This is a genomic window from Embleya sp. NPDC059237, from assembly GCF_042754105.1.
Lineage (GTDB): Bacteria > Actinomycetota > Actinomycetes > Streptomycetales > Streptomycetaceae > Embleya.
The window spans coordinates 22,636-39,028 of the sequence record NZ_JBHZAE010000015.1; the positions used below are offsets into that span (position 1 = coordinate 22,636).

Consider the following 16,393-nt stretch of genomic DNA (forward strand, 5'->3'; position numbering starts at 1 on the left):
GGCGAGTGTCCTGCGTGTGTACGGTCAGCCGCGCAGCGTGCTGCGGCTCGCGCGCCGCAGGATCCACGGGACGGTCAGGTGGTGGATCGGCGCGATCGCGCCCCACACCACACGGCCGATGCGCCGCTCGTGGCGCACCCGAGTGATCCACACGACAGCGTCGTCCCGGACAAGCAGCGTGTTGCGCGCCGTGATCATGTGCGAACTCGCCGTGACGGTGCACGAGTCGGCGTCGGACGTCGCGATCGACCAGCCCAACACGTGCGTCGGCGACGGCCGCGGTCCCAGCCGCAACCCGAGCACGAGGGTCCATCCGATCAGCAACATCCCGCGAAATACGGCCGGCGACCCCTCGAACGCCGCCCGGGCCCACTGCTCGGGGGTACGCGCGCGAGCCGTCGCCGTCCCGAGCTCGAACGCCGAGGCGTATTCGGCCCCCGGCAACTCCGCTCCCGACGACTCCGCGCCGAGCGCCGCCACGTCAGGCACCTCGATCCGCCGCACCCGCGCGCCACCCACGAAGCATCCTCCCGACACCGACTTGCCGATCCGGTCGATCCTAGGGCGTGCCCGACCCGGATCCGGCGCGGCCCGCCGTTCATTCGCCCTCGTCACACCCTCTTCTCCCGGGCGGGTGCTCGCTTATCGTGGGTTTCATGGACAGTCTGTCGGAGCCCATCGCCGAGAATGTCGATCCGCTGCGCGCGCTCACGTTGGAGACGCTGCGTCGGCGCACCAGCATGAAGTGGCACGCCTACCCGGAGGATGTACTTCCGCTGTGGGTGGCCGAGTTGGACGTCCCCCTTGCCGAGCCGATCATCCAGGCCGTGACCGACGCCGTCCGGCTCGGCGACACGGGGTATGCCGCCGGCACCGAATACGCCACCGCCCTGGCCGACTTCGCCGCCAAGCGGTGGGGGTGGCACTCGCTCGCGGTCGAGCGTACGGCGATCGTGCCGGACGTGATGCAGGGCGTCGTCGAGATGCTCAAACTGGTCACCGGACCGGGCGATCGGGTCGTGGTCAACTCGCCCGTGTATCCGCCGTTCTACATGTTCCTGAAAAACATGGATCGACAGGTGGTGGAGGCCCCGCTCGGTGCGGACCACCGGATCGATCTCGACGTACTGGCCGACACCTTCCGTACCGCGACCGCCGCCGGCGGACGGGTCGCCTATCTGCTGTGCAGCCCGCACAACCCGACCGGGACCGTGCACACCGAGGCGGAACTGGCTGCCGTGGCCCGACTGTCCGCCGAGCACGGGGTGCGCGTCGTGGCGGACGAGATCCACGCGCCGCTGGCGCCGCCGGACCGGTACGTGCCCTACCTCAGCGTGCCGGGCACCGCCGACGGCCTGTCCCTGATGTCCGCGTCAAAGGGTTGGAACCTGGCCGGGCTCAAGGCAGCGCTCGCCATCGCCGGCCCGGCCGCCGCCGAGGAACTGGCCGCGCTGCCCGAAGAGGTGAGCCACGGCCCCAGCCACGTCGGCGTGATCGCGCACACCGCCGCGCTGCGCGACGGTGTCGGTTGGCTGGACGCCCTCCTGGCCGGACTCGCGGCGAACCGGCGGCTCCTGGCCGACCTGCTCGCCGAACACCTGCCGGCCGTGCGCTACACCCCCGCCGAGAGCACCTACCTGGCCTGGCTCGACTGCCGCGACCTCGGCCTGGGCGACCACCCGGCGGCGTACTTCCTCGACCGGGCCAAAGTCGCGCTGACCTGCGGCGTCGACTTCGGCACCGGCGGCGCGGGACACGCCCGGCTCAACCTGGGCACGCACCCGGACATCGTCACCGACGCGATCCGCCGGATGGCCGCCGCGCTCTGACCACCACGCCCACCTCCGGACGGCCGAGCCGCACGGACTCGGCCCTCCGGCGGGTGCTCAGTCCGTCCGGTTCGGGCCGGCCAGATACTCCAGCGCGTGCAGCAGGTACGCGGCGGAGGGATCGGTACGGTCGGTGCGCAGCGCCCACAGCGCGACCTCGGTCGGGAACTGTACGTCGGCGAACGCGATCACCACCCCGCTGCCGTCCAGGAACAGCCGACTGCGGGCGCTGCCCAGGTCGATCCAGGTCTCGGCGACCGCGAGGGCCGCGGCCTCGTCCGCGCAGGGCAGGTAGGCGAAGCGGCCGTCCACCAGGTCGGGCGGCAGGATCCGGGCGGCCCGGCGTACCCGGGCGAGGTGGGTCTCGAAGGCGTCCGTATGCTCCCGCGCGGTCCAGGGCAGCCGCGAACGCCACAGCAGGCAGGTGCACCAGGCGGTCACCAATGCCGCGTCCGGGTCGACGGCCGACACCGCATCGGGGCGGCCGGCGGCGTCGGGGTGCGGGCCGGTGCGCATCAGGTGTCCGGCCGCGACCCGCTCGACCACGGCGTCGGGCTGTTCCTCGCTCAACGATCCGATCCCGTTCTCGATACACACGCGCCGGAGTCGCCGACGCCCGTCAGGTCACGCTGCACAGCACGGTAGACCACCGAGGCCACCGGGGCCGGCCACGCCCCTCCGAGGCGGGCGGGGCGGGTGCAGAGCGGCGTGGGCTCCGGCCTGCTCCGTGCCCGGCTCAGGCCGGTGCGCCGACCACCCGATCGGTGGTCGGCCGGCCGTGCAGGTGTTGGCGGGGGTGGGGGCGGGGGCGGTCGAAGTCGACGGACATACAGCTTGGTTCGTCCGGATGGGACCGGACTCCCACCGGGGCGCGCCAGAGGATCTCGACCATGATCCCGTCCGGGTCGTGACCGTGGACGGAAAAGCGCAAGTCCTGGTCCATGCCGCTGCCGAGTGCGTCGACCGCGGCCAACCGGCGGTGCGCGCGTCGGAGGTCGGCGATCGTGTCGACCTCGAAGGCGACGTGGTACGGCCCGCGACCGACGACCGCTCCCGGGCCGGTGTTGGCGATCAGGCCCAGATCGTGGCGGATGCTCGACGCCGGTGCGGAGCGGAGCAGGGCCATGGCCGGCCAGTGCGCGGTGGCGGGCAGGCGGCTGACCACCTCCAGACCCACGACGTCACGGTAGAACCGGGTGGAGAGATCGAGGTCGCGGACGGACATGACGACGTGGTTGATCCGACGGATCGTCACCGTGCCTCCCTGGGTGACTTGTTCGAGGCGAGCCGCACGCAAACGGGGGGTGCGACGCGGGTCGTTCGACGTGGACCGCGCGACGGGGGACGCGCGTTCGGCGCAGGGGATGTGCGTTCGGCGAAGCGGAGTCGAGCGAACTCCGCCCACAGCGTAGAGTAGTCGCAACGTGACCGACGGGTCACGTGTCGGATTCGAAAGCTCGCAAACACCACTGATGCAACAACTGTCACATCGGCACCCCAACCAGACTTCGGGGCGGGGTGTTTGGCGCGTTTCAATCTGCCGGCACCGCCTTCCGCTCTCTAGGGTGACTCTCTGGATGGGCAGTACAACCATCTCCCCCGCCCATTCGTCGCCCGACCGGCCTCGGCCCTCCGGTCACGCCGGATCCCGACGTCGACCCGCGTCGGGAGAGCGCTCCACAAGAGCCCCAGGGCCTTCGGACCCGGACGGGCCACCTCACCCGGGGTGCGTCCGGGCAGTGCCGACAGTTTCCACACAGGAAAGGTTCGGTCCCTTGCAGCAGGTGAACATGGACGATCACACCGTGTCGTTCGGCGCCGCCCTGCGCCATCATCGTCGACAACAGGGCCTGTCCCTGCGGCAGTTGGCCGGGCTCGTGGCCTACAGTCCGGGCTGGCTGAGCAAGATAGAGAACGGCATGTCGACGCCGACCATGCAGTTGGCCCGCTTGTGCGACCGGGAACTGGCGGCCGAGGGCGTACTGGCCGCATTGGCCGGCTCCGCGGCCGACGACCTCCCACCCCGCCTGCGTCCGGCCCAACTCCCGCCCTCGACCGCCGGATTCGTCGGCCGTGAACGCGAACTCCGAGATCTCGACGCGCTCCTGGCACACAGTACGGAGACCGGGCTGCCGTTGACGGTCGCCATCGACGGCCCGGCCGGCGTAGGCAAGAGCGCGCTGATGATCCGCTGGGCCGGACAGGTGTCCGAGTCGTTTCCCGGCGGCGTGCTCTACCGCGATCTGCGCGGCTCCTCCCCCGATGCCGAACCGGTGCGTCCGACCGAGGTGTTGGCCGACTTCCTGATCGCGCTGCGGGTGTGTCCGCCCGCCATCCCGGCCGACCTGGAACAGCGCGCCGCGATGTTCCGCAGCCTGCTGGCCGGTCTGCGCATGCTGGTGATCCTGGACAACGCGGCGGACTCCCGGCAGGTCACGCCCCTGCTGCCGGGAACCGCCGGTTGTGCCGCCGTGGTCACCAGTCGCCGCCGACTGACCGGGATCGCGGTGCGCGCCGGCGCGTCCAAGATTCCGCTCGGACCGATGTCGCCGGCCGAGTCGGTGGCGCTGCTGTGCGCGGTGGTCGGCCCCGATCGGGTGCTCGCCGAGGCGGACGCGGCCCGGAAGTTGGCCCGACACTGTGCCCATCTGCCGCTGGCCCTGCGGATCGCCGCCGAACGCCTGGCCACCCGACCGCACCGCTCGCTCGCGCTCCTCGCCGAGGAACTCGACGACGAGAAAAGCCGGTTGGACCTGCTGGCCGATGCCGACGACCCGCACCTCGCGCTGCGCTCCGCGTTCTTCGGGTCCTATCGCGACCTCGACCCGGAGGTCGCGCGGGCGTTTCGCCTGCTCGGGCTGCATCCGGACGGGCGCCTGGAGGCGTCCGTCGCCGCCGGGTTGATCGGCCGCCCGCTCGGACACACCCGCCGACTGCTGGAAAGCCTGGTCAGCGTGCACCTGTTGGAGGAGACCGGCCCCGACCGGTACCGCCTCGCCACCCTGCTGCGCGCGTACGCGGCCGAACGCGCCGGCGACGAGGAGGCCCGGGTCGGCGCCGACGACCCCGGGCCGACGGCCCGCTGACGTACCCGACGGCGCCGGGCCGGCCCCGCTCACCCGGCGCCCTCGGTCAACAACGCCACCAGGCGCGACACCGTGGCGTGCCGGTAGAACTGCCGCACCGTGATCCGCGGCAGACCGGCCGCCCGCAACTCGGCGAGCAATCGGGTCGCCGACAGCGAGTTGCCGCCGACCTCGAAGAAGCCCTCGTCCGGCCCGACGTCGGCGCCCAACACCCGTCGCCAGATCTCCCACACCGTCGCGGCCGTCGCGGACTCGGCGGGCGTACCGAATCCGCAGGGCGTACCGGGGCCCGGACCGTTCGCAGCCGGCACCGCGTCTTCGTCCGGCGCGGACAGTGCGGCGAGCCGGTCGGTGTCGACCTTCCCGTTGACCGTCAGCGGCAGGGCCGGCACCACGACCGCCCGGCCCGGCACCATGTACTCCGGCAACACCGCCCGCGCCGCGCGCAACACCTGCGCCGGGTCGCCGCCGTCGACCAGCACCAGATACGCGTCGATCCGGGCCTCCGCGCCGTCGCCGGGGCTCGCCCCGCGGACCACCGCCGCCGCCTCGATCACGCTCGCATGTTCCAGCAACACCGCCTCGATCTCGCCCAGTTCGATGCGGTAGCCGCGCACCTTCACCTGGGTGTCCAGGCGGCCCAGATGATCGATCCGGCCGTCCGCGCGCAGTCGCCCGCGATCGCCGCTGCGATAGACCCGCTGCCCGGTGTGCGGATCCACCACGAATCGTTCGGCCGTCTGCTCGGGGCGGCCCAGGTAGCCGATGGCCACCCCGGCCCCGCCCACCCACAACTCGCCCGCCACCCCGGGCGGTAGCACCCGTCCCCTCGGGTCGCGCACCGACACCCACCAGCCCGGCAGCGGCGCGCCCACGGACCGTGCCTCGTTGGCCGCCCGGGTCGGGGTCAGCGGCTGGGCGGTGACGTGCACGGTCGTCTCGGTGATGCCGTACATGTTCACCAACCGACATTCCGAGTACGAGTGCCGCTCGAACCAGGGGCGCACCATCGGTGGATGCAACGGCTCGCCGCCGAAGACCACCAGGCGCAGCGCCAGGTCTTCGGCCCGTCTGCGGTCCACCTCGACGAGTTGGGCGAAGGCCGACGGCGTCTGGTTGAGCACGGTCACGCGCCGCTCGACCAGCAGGTCGTAGAAGTCCTCGACCGAGCGGGCCGTCCAGTAGGACACCACCACCAGATGGCCGCCGCCGAGCAGGCAGCCCCAGATCTCCCAGACGGAGAAGTCGAACGCGGTGGAGTGGAACAGGGTCCAGACGTCGTCGACTCCCGGGGCGAGCAGGTCGCGGGTCGCGTCGAGCAGCGCGAGAACGTTGCCGTGCGGCACCTCGACGCCCTTCGGGCGTCCGGTGGAGCCGGAGGTGTAGATCACGTAGGCGGGATGCGCTGCGCCGACGGCGGGTGGAGTGAACTCGGGGTGCTCCGTCGCGCGTTGGCGGATCGTCGCGGGGGCGAGGACGGTGACGGTCGGGGCAGTCGGGTCGGCGGGGTCGGTCGGGTCGGTCGGGAAGGTCTTCGGGTCGCCGATCACCAGGCGCAGGCCGGCGTCCGTCGTGGTGTGCCGCAGTCGGGCGGGGGGATGGCGTACGTCGAGCGGCACGTAGGTGCAGCCGGCGGTGAGTACGGCCAGGAGGACCACCACGGTCTCAGCGTCCGGTTCCAGGAACACGCCGACGCGGTCGCCGGGTTCGGCGCCGGCTGCTCGGAGGCCGCGGGCCGTGAGGGTGGCGCGGGCGGCCAACTCCCGGTAGGTGTACGTCCCGTCGTCGTCGGAGAGGGCGATCGCATCGGGTCGGGCGGCAGCCGTCGCGGCGAAGCGGGCGTGGATCGTGTCCGCCGGGTCGAAGGCCGGGTCGAGCCGCCGGTCCACGCCGCCCAGGCGCAGCGTGTCCCGGGTCTCGGCGGGGCTCAGCCAGGTGATCGTGGCCGGCGGCGCGGTGTCGGCGGCGGCGTGCAACTCGCGGACCACACGCGCGATGTGCCGGCAGATCCGCTCGGCGACCGGGGCGTCGACCAGTCCGGCGTCGTGGCGGCAGGTCAGCATCGGGGTGCCGGCCGGGTCCGCCGCGGCGTAGAGCGTGAGCGGCGCGATCGGGGCCAGGGACGGGCGGTAGTCGGTCCACCCGTGCGCGCCGTCGGCGGCGGTGATCAGCACCGTCTGCGGCGCGGGGCCCGGTTCCGCCGGCGCGACCGCGATCGACCCGGCGGCGGGGCAACTCGCCGCGATCAGATGCAGGTAGCGGCCGACCGTGTCGTCCTCGTCCACCCGCACGTCGTGCACATGCCACCCCAGTCGGCGGCATCGGCCGTACGGCGTCGCGGCGGCCACGGTCTCGGCGGCGACGTCCAGGACGGCCAAGCGCTGCCACGGCTCGCCCGAGTGCCGGGCCGACACGAGCGCCACGGCCGCCGGGAGCAGCCGCTCGTACAGTCCGGGCAGCGCGGGCAGCGGCACCGACGCCCACCCGATCCGCCCGACCGCGCTCGGCTCCCCCAGCGCCCAGGGCGGCGCGGCCTCGGGGCGGTTAGCCCGGAACTCCGGCAGTTCGGTGGCGAGCGTCGGCACGGAAGGTACGGTCACCGGATCGGCCGGGATCGGGCCGCCGCACAACGCCGCAGCCAGCCGGTGCAGCCCGTGGGGCGACACCGCCGCCCGCTGCGCGACCAGGACGAGGTCGGCGACGCCGTCGGCGTACTCCAGGACCAACACCCGCAGCGGCCCGGCAGCCGGATGTACCGGCCGCTCGGCCTCACGCTCCCGCCGCCGTCGAGCGAGCGGATGATCCGAGCCCACGGCCAGCACCTGCCGCCACGCGACCCCGAACCCTACTCCCGGCCAGGCTTCGGCAACGCGCGGCAACCCGAGCCGCACGGTCTCCTCGTCCACCCCCACCGGCAACCGCCGCACAAGGCTGTGACAGCCGCGCCCCAGCTGCAACTCCCGCACGGAACGCCCTCGGCGGCGACCGGTCGACGCCAAAACGCGAGCCTCGCCCTGTGCGTCGGACGCATCAACCCCGCCGAACACCACCCCACCGGCAGACCCGGAAGCCACGCCCAAGGCGCTCGAACCGGGAGCCACGCCGACAGCAGCGGGCGTGGTCGCCACGCTCACGGCAGCCGAACCGGCCGAACCGGCAGCCGCAGCAAGGGCGGCCGACACAAGGGCGCCATCGACCGTGGACCCGGACGCCGCCTCCACGTCCCCTGATCCGGTGCCCGCGTCCGACACGGTCGGCTCGGGACGCGCGTTCGCCACCGTCGACCCGACCGCCGCATCCACCACGGTCGTTGTCACCGCACAGCCCCTCGAACCGGACCCGGCACCCATCGACTCGGGCCCCGCGTCCGCTGGGTCGGGAGCTGTGGAGCCCGCACCCACCGCAGACGGCGCCACACCCGCCGGAGCGGGGGCCGCACCCGTCGACCCGGCGCCCGCGCCCGCACCCGCGCCGGCCGCAGCCGGCCCCGCCACGGCCATCCTCGGCTTGGGACGAAAGCCACCCGCGCTACCCGCCGCGTTCGTGTTCGTCGCCTCGCTCTTTCGCATCCGAGCCTCGTTCTTCATCGGACCGTGAACCCCCCGTCGACCGCGAGCAGGCTTCCCGTGACCTGGCGGGCCTCGTCGCCGGCCAGCCACAGGGCCGCGCCGGCCACGTCCGCCGGTTCGACGAGGGAGTTGGTCGGTTGGGCCTGGACGAAGGTTGCCTCGTGTTCGTCGGCCGGGACGTCCAGGGAACGGGCGATCTCGCCGAGCATGCGGCCCTCCAGGAGCGGGTCGTCGCGTACCGATCCCGGGCACAGCGCGTTGACCCGCACCCCGTAGGGCGCGTAGTCGAGCGCCGCCGCTCGGGTGAGGCCGATCAGGCCGTGTTTGGCCGCGACGTAGGCGGCGAAGTTGCGGTAGCCGACCATGCCGGCGGTCGAGGAGACGTTCACGATGCTGCCGCCGCGCTGTTCGACCATCACCGGCGCCACCGCCTTCATCAGCCGCCACGCGCCGCTCAGGTCGACGTCGAGCATCAACTGCCATTCGTCCTCGCGGATTTCGTGGATCGGTTTGCCGGAAGGCGCGGCGATACCGGCGTTGTTGAGCAGCACATCGATGCCGCCGAACCGGTCCAGGGCCAGGTCGATCGCCCGATCCACCGTCGACGCGTCGGTGATGTCCGCGACCGAGGTGACCACCTCGACGCCGAACTCCGAGCACTGGCGCGCGGTTTCCGCCAATTGGGCGGGGGAGGCCAGCGGATAGGGCACACCGGGGTGGTCCGAGGCGACGTCGAGCAGCAACAGGTCGGCGCCCGCCTCCGCGTAGCGCACCGCGCAGGCCCGACCCAGCCCCCGACCCGCCCCGGTGATCACGGCGGTCCTGTCCGCGAGGCGCGGTGCGCCGTCGTCGTGCGCGCGGCCCGGGATCTCCGCCGCGCTCATCGGCTCGGACCCACCGGTTGGCCCACCGTGGCCGCGATCAGCCGCAGCAGCGCGTCGGCCTGTTCGGTGGGATACATGTGCCCGCCCGGGAGTTCGGCGGTGAGCAGCGGCGCGGTGGTGACCTCCTGCCACTGCTCGACCTCCCGCGCCGAGACCATGTCGTCCGCACTGCCGCGCACGGTGAGGATGGGCGCGGGCAGCGGCCGTTCGACGGTCGGCCGGTAGCGCTCGTGCATCTCGGCGTCCGCGCGCAGCACGGGCAACAGCAGTTCGCGAAACTCCGGGTCGTCCAGCGCGGCCGGTCGATATCCGACGAACTCGGCGATCCCGTCCAGAAACTGCTCGTCGGACAGGCCGGTGACCTGCCGCCGGCGCGATTGGTACGGGCCGTGCGAGCCGCTGACCACCAGGACCGCGACGCGGATGTCGGCGGTGTCGATCAGGCGATGCGCCAACTCGTAGCCCAGGAAGGCACCCATGCTGTGTCCGAACACGGCGATCTCGGTACGACCGCGCAGCGCGGCAAGCACGCGTGGGGCGAGTTCGTCGATCGCGGCGCCGATGTCCCGGTGCGGCTCGTCGTCGATCAGCTCCTCCCGGCCCGGCAGTTGCACCGGCACGATGCTCAGGCCGTGCCCTTCGCGCCCCCACCAGGTACGGAAGATCGAGGCGCCGACACCGGCGAAGGGCAGGCACACCAGCGGCAGGGGTTTCATCTCGGCTCCGTTTCGCATCCGCGTGTTCTCCGTTGCCACCCGCACGGCGGGCGTCCTGCTCCCGGCCCCGGGCCTCGCGGTCCCGGGTCCGGACGGTTCACCCGCGTCTGCGGGCGGCGGCCAGGTCGGCCAAGCCCTCGCGCAGGGCCGGTTCGGACTCGGGGGGCGGCGGTCGACGGCTCGCGTAGATCGTGTTCAGATACGCCGCGCCCAGGTCCGGGCAGATCACCCCGATCTCGCGCAGTTCCGGATCGCCTCGGGCGGCGACCACGGCGCCCAGGAGCGCGGCGCCGGAGGAGCCGCCCAGGGTCAGGCCGGTGGCGGCGCGTACGACCCGGCAGGCCGGCGGGGCGTATTCGTCGTCGACGCGCACGCATACGTCCCAATCGCCCGGGCGCAGGAACGACGAGCGTCGGCCGGAGCCGAAGCCGGGGATCTTGGCCGGTCGCGCGCCACGTTCCCCGCCGGTCGCCACCGAACCGACCGCGTCCACGCCGACGATCGTGGTGTTCGGGTGGGCGCGGCGAAAGTAGGCGGACAGGCCCGCCAGGGTGCCGCCGGTGGAGATCGCCGCGACCACCGCGTCCGGGCCGACGGCACCGACGCCCCGACCGATGCCCCGGGCGAGTTCGGGTCCGGTCCAGCGTTCGTGCACGTTCGGGTTGGCGGGGCTGCCGTACTGGTCGGTCCAGCGCATGCGCCGATCGGCGGCGAGGATCCGGCGCACCATGCGCAGCCGTTCGGCGACCGGGTTGCCGGCGGCCGTCGGCTCGACCAGGACCACGTCGGCGCCCGCGTCCGCCATCAGGGTGATGCTCCGGCGCGGGGTGTCGCGGTCCACCACGAGAGTGCACCGGTAGCCCCGGGCGCGGCAGATGCCGGCGAGCGCGACGCCCAGGTTGCCGGAGGTGGACTCGACGATCGATCCGCCCGGCTCCAGGCCGCCGTGGTGTTCCAGGTGCTCGATCAGGGCGTGCGCGGTACGGGCCTTGATCGATCCGTACGCGTTGGCCCCTTCGAGCTTGAGCCACAACCGGCGGCCGATGCCGCACACGGGCACTACCAGTGGCACGAGCGGGGTGCCGCCGATCCCGAGTTCGCCCGCACCGGCGCTCGGCAGGGGGAACTCCGTCCCCAGGCAGGGTGGTCCGGTCGGTCCGCGATTCATCGGCTCCGCTCCCCCGCCCGTGCCCGGTAGTAGCCGAACCGGAGTTCGGCGGTGTGTCGACCCGCGTGGTCGCGCAACCACAGGTCGGCCGGCCCCGGCAACATCTCCGAGACCACGATCGGGCCGTGTGCCCGGTCGTAGTGGCGCGAGAACAGGTCGGCCAGTACCGGTACTTCGAAGTCCACGAAGATCGGCTTGGGTTCGCCGGCGAAGCGCACATACACCTGGTCGGGAAAGCCGTACCGGTCGCGCAACCGGCGCATTCGGGTGCGGTTGACCGGGTGCAGGCCGCTCCAGGATCGCGGCGCCGGTGCGGGGATCCGCCAGGTCTCCCGGTGCACGACGGTGCGGCCCACGGTCAGCCGGGGCAGGTGCGGGACGTCGTCGAGGGCGCGGAACATGTCCTCGGCGCCGATCAGTCGGGCGCCGGTGAACGGCGTGAAGATCGACTCGACCTCGTCGCCCCAGGACGGCAGCGGCGGTCTGGTCAGCAGCACCCGGCCCAACGTCGGGCACTCCAGGACGAGTTCGCCGTCGTCGAGGCGCACCCGCAGGTCGGCCGCACGGCCGACCCGTCCCGGCGGACGGGGGCTGGTGCCCAGGAACTCCACCTCGGGCAACACCTCGGCGCGGGCCAGCGTCTTGCGCCCGTGCGCCAGGACCGGATCGCAGATCCGCGCGTCGGTCAGCCCCTCGATCAGGCCGCCGATCTCGGCTTCGAATCCGGCCCGGTCCGGATGCAGCGCCGGCCACAGGCCCTGAAGCAACTGATCGTGCAGGCCGTGTACTTCGCCGACCACGACGGTGAACGCGTCGGCATTGATCGCTGCCTCGTCCGGCGCGGCGACGAACAGGTCGGCGCCCGCCACGCACCACGTGTCGAAGTCGACCTCTGCCGCGACCCGTTTCGCCCAGTCCATGTCGAGCCGCACCCGGGGTCGGTCGGCGTTGGCGCGCAGCCGGTCGGTGAGTGCCGAGGGTCCGTCCATCCGGGTCCGGTGGTCGATCTTGCGCAGCCGCTCGCCGAGCCCGGCCGCCTCGGCGGCGACCAACACCCGTTCCAGCGGCACGCTTTGCCCGCCGAACGTGTCGGCGAACCACTCGGTGATCTCGGCGACCAACCGTCGCCGTCGGGCCAGCGACAGTTCGAACAGCAGGTCCAGGAGCACCGGCGCCTCGTCGGTGAGATACCGGTGCAGCGGACGGCCGAGGTCGAACCGCGGCCAGGGAAAGCGCCCGTCCTCGACCAGGATCGACCGGTCGGCGTAGTGCCGACCCGCGTCCTTGTCCGCCGCGGCCCCGGTCACCTCGGTGAACGTGCGCCCGACGGCGGACAGTGCCTCGCGGCGCGCCGCCAGGGACGGCGCCTCGTGGAACCGGCGTCGGCGTAGCTCAAGTTCGGCAAGTACGCCGCGCCACCGCCGGCCCGCCGGGCCGGACAGGCGTGTGGCGAACTCGGTGAGCGGGCGCAGCGGATCGATCAGGCCGACCGGGACGGTCAGCCCGAAGCGTACCGAGCCGCGCCGGTCCAGCGCGCGCAACAGATCGAGCGTGCCGTCGAGGTCCAGGCCCTCGGCGGCGGCCAGTTCGGCGGCGGTGCTCCGCCCGTCGCAGCGCGCGAACAACGCATGCTCGGCCGGAGTCCGGGGCGGCTCGACCCGTTCGTCCAGGGTGATCGGCCACCGGTCGTAGCGGACCGTGAACTGCCGCCCGTCCCGCTCGACCAGATTCGGCGGCACGCGCGGCGCCACCTCGGCGAGCACGTCGGGATCGGCACTCATCACGTCGGCGATCGCCTGTGCGGCCCAGTGGGTCCAGGCGGTCGCCAGGCGCACCGGGGCCGGCTCCCCGAGGTCGAGCCGGAACGGCTCGTCGGGGTGTACCCGGGCCCAGGCGACCGGGCCGAAGAAGCTGGTGCTCTCGTTCTTGGCGCACATGCGCTGGAGGTACATCGCGGCCAGCAACACCCGTCGCCGGTCGGCCGAGCGCAGCCGGCTCGGGTCCGGGTCGGTCCGCAGCCAGTGGTGCAGGCGTTCGTAGGCTCCCCGGCTGGAGAGCAGGACGGCCTCCAGGAAGCGCGGATCCGCGCAGGTGTGCAGCAGGCGGCGCACACACTCGGCGATCGGGTCCGCGTCGGCCGGCCCACCCGCGGCCTTCCCGCCCGCGTGCCGGTCGGCCGGGTCCGGGATGCGCAGGTCCTCCAGCAACTCGTAGGGAAACCCGGTGGATTTGACCAGGGCCCACCCGGACAGCCGCCAGGGCCCCGCGGTCGCCGGCGCGGACGCGGGCACCGATCCCGCCTCCGACCTCCGCACCTCCGGGACGTCCGTCTCGTCGCCCATCCCTAGTCGTCCTCGTACAGGAAGGTCTTCCAAACGGTCATCATGTATGCCAGCGCACGTTTTTCGATCGTGGTCAACTCCGGGTGCCAGACGTCGAAGAGCAGCACCGCGCGGCCCGATTCGGCCTCGTTCCACACCTCGTGCTCGAACGAGTCGTCGAAGACGATGGCCCGGCCCTCGCTCCAGGTCCGGGTCTCGTCGGCGACCCGCATCCGCCCGCCGTCGGGCACCACCAGGGCCAGATGACACCGCACCCGGGCGTTGATGAAGCCGCAGTGCGGCGCGACATGGGTGCGCGGACCCATGATGGAGAAGTAGCACATGCCCGAATCGGCCACCCCGTCCGGCTCGGACAGCACCTTCATGGTGCGCGGGCAGCGGGCGATGTGCTCCGGGTAGGAGCGGCCGAGCAGGTGGAAGTAGTACGCGTTCCAGTCGCCCGCCTCGGCCAGGTTCCCGGAGTTGGGGTGTCGGACGGCGTCGGCGGGGATCAGCCCGCCGACCGCCTCGAACTCCTCTCGGATCGCGGCGTATCCGGCCTCCAGGTCGGCGATCCAGGGGAACTGCCTTCGGTCCCACCACGGTTGCGCGGTGAGGCCGGGAAGCAGGACTTCCGGGCGCTGCACCGCGTCCTCGTCGGCGGGCTCCCGCCAGGAACTGACCTCCAGGCCGTCCAGGATCCGGGTCAACCGGGACCGGTCCAGGTGCTGTTCGTCGATCCACCGGTCCAGGAACGGCCGACTGTCGTTGACCCACGCGGGCATCCCGCGCTCCTTCCTTCCGTGCCCACCAGGGGCGTTCGGGTGTGCTCAGGGCCGGCGCGACGGACGTTCCGGCCGGGGCGCGGCGAGGTCGGCGGCTCCCGGGTCGACGTCGGCATCGCCCGTGCGCGGCAGCCTGGTCGGGACGTCGAACCGGGCGCCGACCGCGATCAGGTCGGCCACCGTCGCGCGCGGCAGCGGGATCCCGGTCGCGCGGGCCTGTCGGCTGCGATGTTCCGGGGCGCCGGGGACGGTCGCGTGTGCCCCGGCCGCCTCGGCGTCGGCGATCAGCGCGGCGGTGTCCGCGATCATCGCCCGATACGGCTCCAGGCCGCCGAACGCCTCGGGGTCGATCGCGATCAGACAGACGCCGGCGATCTCGCCCCGGCCGGTGGAGTCGGGCGGGCGCTGCGAGCCGGCCAGGGTCGGCGTGCCGTCGCCGATCGCGGCCAGGCCGCCGAGCAGGGCCGCGCCGAGGGCCAGGCCGAAGCCCTTGTGCGCGGCCACCGGGCTGCCCAGCGGCAACAGCGCGCCGCCCGCCAGGTAGTCGGCCGGGTCCCGGCTGGGACGCCGTCCCGCGTCCACCACACACCCCTCGGGCAGGGCCTCGCCGCGCGCCGCGGCGGCGGTGATCTTGCCTTCGGCGAGCAGCGCCATCGACACGTCCACCACGACCGGATGATCGGTGCCGGGCACGCCGAGTGCCCAGGGGTTGGCCGCGAGGAACCGCTCCGAGCCGCCGGGGGGCGCCATCACACCGACCCCCGGGCCGGCCGCTCCCACGGTGAGCATCCCGACCAGACCGGCGTTCGCGAGCAGTTCGCAGTAGTGACCGAGCCTGCCGATGTGGCCGCAGTGTCGGATGGCCACCACTCCGACGCCGTGTTCGATGGCCAGGGAGGCCACCAATTCGCAGGCCATCCGGGCCGAGTAGTGCCCGAACCCGCGGCGCGCGTCGAGCAGTACGCTCGCCCGGCGCCGGCGCAGCACGTGCGGCCGGGCGCCGGGTATCAGGTCGCCGCGCTCCGCCTCGGCGACGTATTGCGGCAGCCGCAACACGCCGTGCGAGTCGTGTCCGGCCAGGTTCGCGCCGACCAGGTGTTCCGCGACCTCGCCGGCCACCTGTCCGCCGGCGCCCATGCGGCGGCAGACCGAGTCGACGAACAGGGTCAACTCGGCGGGCGGTACCCGGATCGCGTCCGCGTCGGTCGACGCGGGACGGATCGGCGGCAGCGGCGGCGCGGCCGACGGTGCGGGGCCGGGCGCCCTCGGGTCAGTCCACATCGGACGTCCACATCCGCATCACGAACTCCATCGCCCGGCGCTCGACGTCGGTCAGATCGGGGTGCCAGGTGTCCACGAGCAACACCGCCCGGGGGCGGTCCGAGTCGTTGGCCACCTCGTGCTCGAACGAGTCGTCGAAGACCGAGCATCGGCCCTCCCGCCAGGACCGGGTCTCGGTGCCCACCCGCATGCGACAGTCCGGCGGCACGATCAGGCCGAGATGGCAGCGGATCCGGGTGTTCACGAAGCCGCAGTGCGGCTTGACCCGGGTTCGCGGCGCCAGCACCGAGAAGTAGCAGATCCCGGCGTCGGCCACGCCGGGCACCGCCGCCAACGCCTCCGCCGTGGCCGGGCATTGCGCCAGGTGTTCGGGGAAGGTGGTGCCCATGGTGTGGAAGTGGTATGCGTTCCAGCCGCCCGTCGCGGCCAGTTCCCGCTCCTCGGGGTGGCGGTCGATCCCGTCGCTCGCGAACTGCTTCTCGAACTCGTCGCGGATGCGCGGGTATCGGCTCTCCAACGCGTCGACCCACGGATACCGGTCGAGGTCGTGCCAGGGCGAGGCGGCCAGTCCTGGCACCAGGATCGCGGGGGATTGCAGGTGTCCGGCCCGGGATCGTACCGGGTCGTCGGGATCGAGACCTCGGTGGATCCGCTCCAACTCGCCCGGTTCGATGCCCTGTTCTGCGGCCCAGCCGGTCAGGGCCCGGGCGCTGTCCTGCGGCGTGGGCTCACGCATCGTGTTCGTCGCCTTCCG

At 72.9% G+C, this 16,393-nt stretch carries 13 protein-coding genes; 2 read left to right on the forward strand and 11 right to left on the reverse strand.

All coding sequences use genetic code 11. The features are described 5' to 3' along the window. Positions 1 to 24: 24 nt before the first annotated feature. A complete protein-coding gene (locus tag ACFXKZ_RS36750) occupies positions 25 to 519 on the reverse strand; it encodes a DUF2867 domain-containing protein (RefSeq protein ID WP_380006944.1) in 495 nt (164 codons plus the stop codon). A gap of 137 nt (positions 520 to 656) precedes the next feature. On the opposite strand from ACFXKZ_RS36750, the gene ACFXKZ_RS36755 reads away from it, so the two are divergent. After that, positions 657 to 1,829, forward strand: coding sequence for a MalY/PatB family protein (locus tag ACFXKZ_RS36755; RefSeq protein ID WP_380006947.1), 1,173 nt, complete (start codon positions 657 to 659; stop codon positions 1,827 to 1,829). A 57-nt stretch (positions 1,830 to 1,886) separates the two neighbouring features. Here ACFXKZ_RS36755 and ACFXKZ_RS36760 read toward each other — a convergent pair whose 3' ends face one another. Both ACFXKZ_RS36760 and ACFXKZ_RS36765 read right to left on the reverse strand, forming a co-directional pair. Further along, positions 1,887 to 2,399: a hypothetical protein gene (locus ACFXKZ_RS36760; RefSeq protein WP_380006950.1), complete on the reverse strand. Its 513-nt coding sequence runs from the start codon at positions 2,397 to 2,399 to the stop codon at positions 1,887 to 1,889. 166 nt (positions 2,400 to 2,565) lie between these two features. Beyond that, complete coding sequence (locus tag ACFXKZ_RS36765; RefSeq protein WP_380006953.1) at positions 2,566 to 3,084, reverse strand: VOC family protein; 519 nt, start codon at positions 3,082 to 3,084, stop codon at positions 2,566 to 2,568. Between the two features lie 529 nt (positions 3,085 to 3,613). Here ACFXKZ_RS36765 and ACFXKZ_RS36770 point away from each other — a divergent pair. Beyond that, complete coding sequence (locus tag ACFXKZ_RS36770; RefSeq protein ID WP_380007439.1) at positions 3,614 to 4,915, forward strand: helix-turn-helix domain-containing protein; 1,302 nt, start codon at positions 3,614 to 3,616, stop codon at positions 4,913 to 4,915. Between the two features lie 29 nt (positions 4,916 to 4,944). Here the strand turns inward: ACFXKZ_RS36770 and ACFXKZ_RS36775 are convergent, their stop codons facing one another. From ACFXKZ_RS36775 to ACFXKZ_RS36810, 8 genes are all read right to left on the reverse strand, one after another. Then, positions 4,945 to 7,881 (reverse strand): amino acid adenylation domain-containing protein, encoded by a 2,937-nt coding sequence (locus ACFXKZ_RS36775; RefSeq protein WP_380006956.1) that lies wholly within the window; start codon positions 7,879 to 7,881, stop codon positions 4,945 to 4,947. Between the two features lie 617 nt (positions 7,882 to 8,498). Beyond that, a complete protein-coding gene (locus tag ACFXKZ_RS36780) occupies positions 8,499 to 9,368 on the reverse strand; it encodes an SDR family oxidoreductase (RefSeq protein ID WP_380006959.1) in 870 nt (289 codons plus the stop codon). Then, positions 9,365 to 10,084: a thioesterase II family protein gene (locus ACFXKZ_RS36785; protein WP_380006962.1), complete on the reverse strand. Its 720-nt coding sequence runs from the start codon at positions 10,082 to 10,084 to the stop codon at positions 9,365 to 9,367. The genes ACFXKZ_RS36780 and ACFXKZ_RS36785 overlap by 4 nt, the downstream gene beginning before the upstream one ends. 97 nt (positions 10,085 to 10,181) lie before the next feature. Further along, positions 10,182 to 11,252: a pyridoxal-phosphate dependent enzyme gene (locus tag ACFXKZ_RS36790; RefSeq protein WP_380006965.1), complete on the reverse strand. Its 1,071-nt coding sequence runs from the start codon at positions 11,250 to 11,252 to the stop codon at positions 10,182 to 10,184. Beyond that, complete coding sequence (locus ACFXKZ_RS36795) at positions 11,249 to 13,594, reverse strand: lantibiotic dehydratase (RefSeq protein WP_380006969.1); 2,346 nt, start codon at positions 13,592 to 13,594, stop codon at positions 11,249 to 11,251. Before ACFXKZ_RS36795 ends, ACFXKZ_RS36790 begins: the two co-directional genes overlap by 4 nt. Before the next feature lie 2 nt (positions 13,595 to 13,596). Next, a complete protein-coding gene (locus tag ACFXKZ_RS36800) occupies positions 13,597 to 14,358 on the reverse strand; it encodes an aspartyl/asparaginyl beta-hydroxylase domain-containing protein (protein WP_380006972.1) in 762 nt (253 codons plus the stop codon). Positions 14,359 to 14,403: 45 nt separating this feature from the next. After that, positions 14,404 to 15,639, reverse strand: a complete 1,236-nt coding sequence (locus ACFXKZ_RS36805) for an Ldh family oxidoreductase (protein ID WP_380006975.1) — start codon at positions 15,637 to 15,639, stop codon at positions 14,404 to 14,406. Then, positions 15,629 to 16,375 (reverse strand): aspartyl/asparaginyl beta-hydroxylase domain-containing protein, encoded by a 747-nt coding sequence (locus ACFXKZ_RS36810; protein ID WP_380006978.1) that lies wholly within the window; start codon positions 16,373 to 16,375, stop codon positions 15,629 to 15,631. Before ACFXKZ_RS36810 ends, ACFXKZ_RS36805 begins: the two co-directional genes overlap by 11 nt. Positions 16,376 to 16,393: the final 18 nt, after the last annotated feature.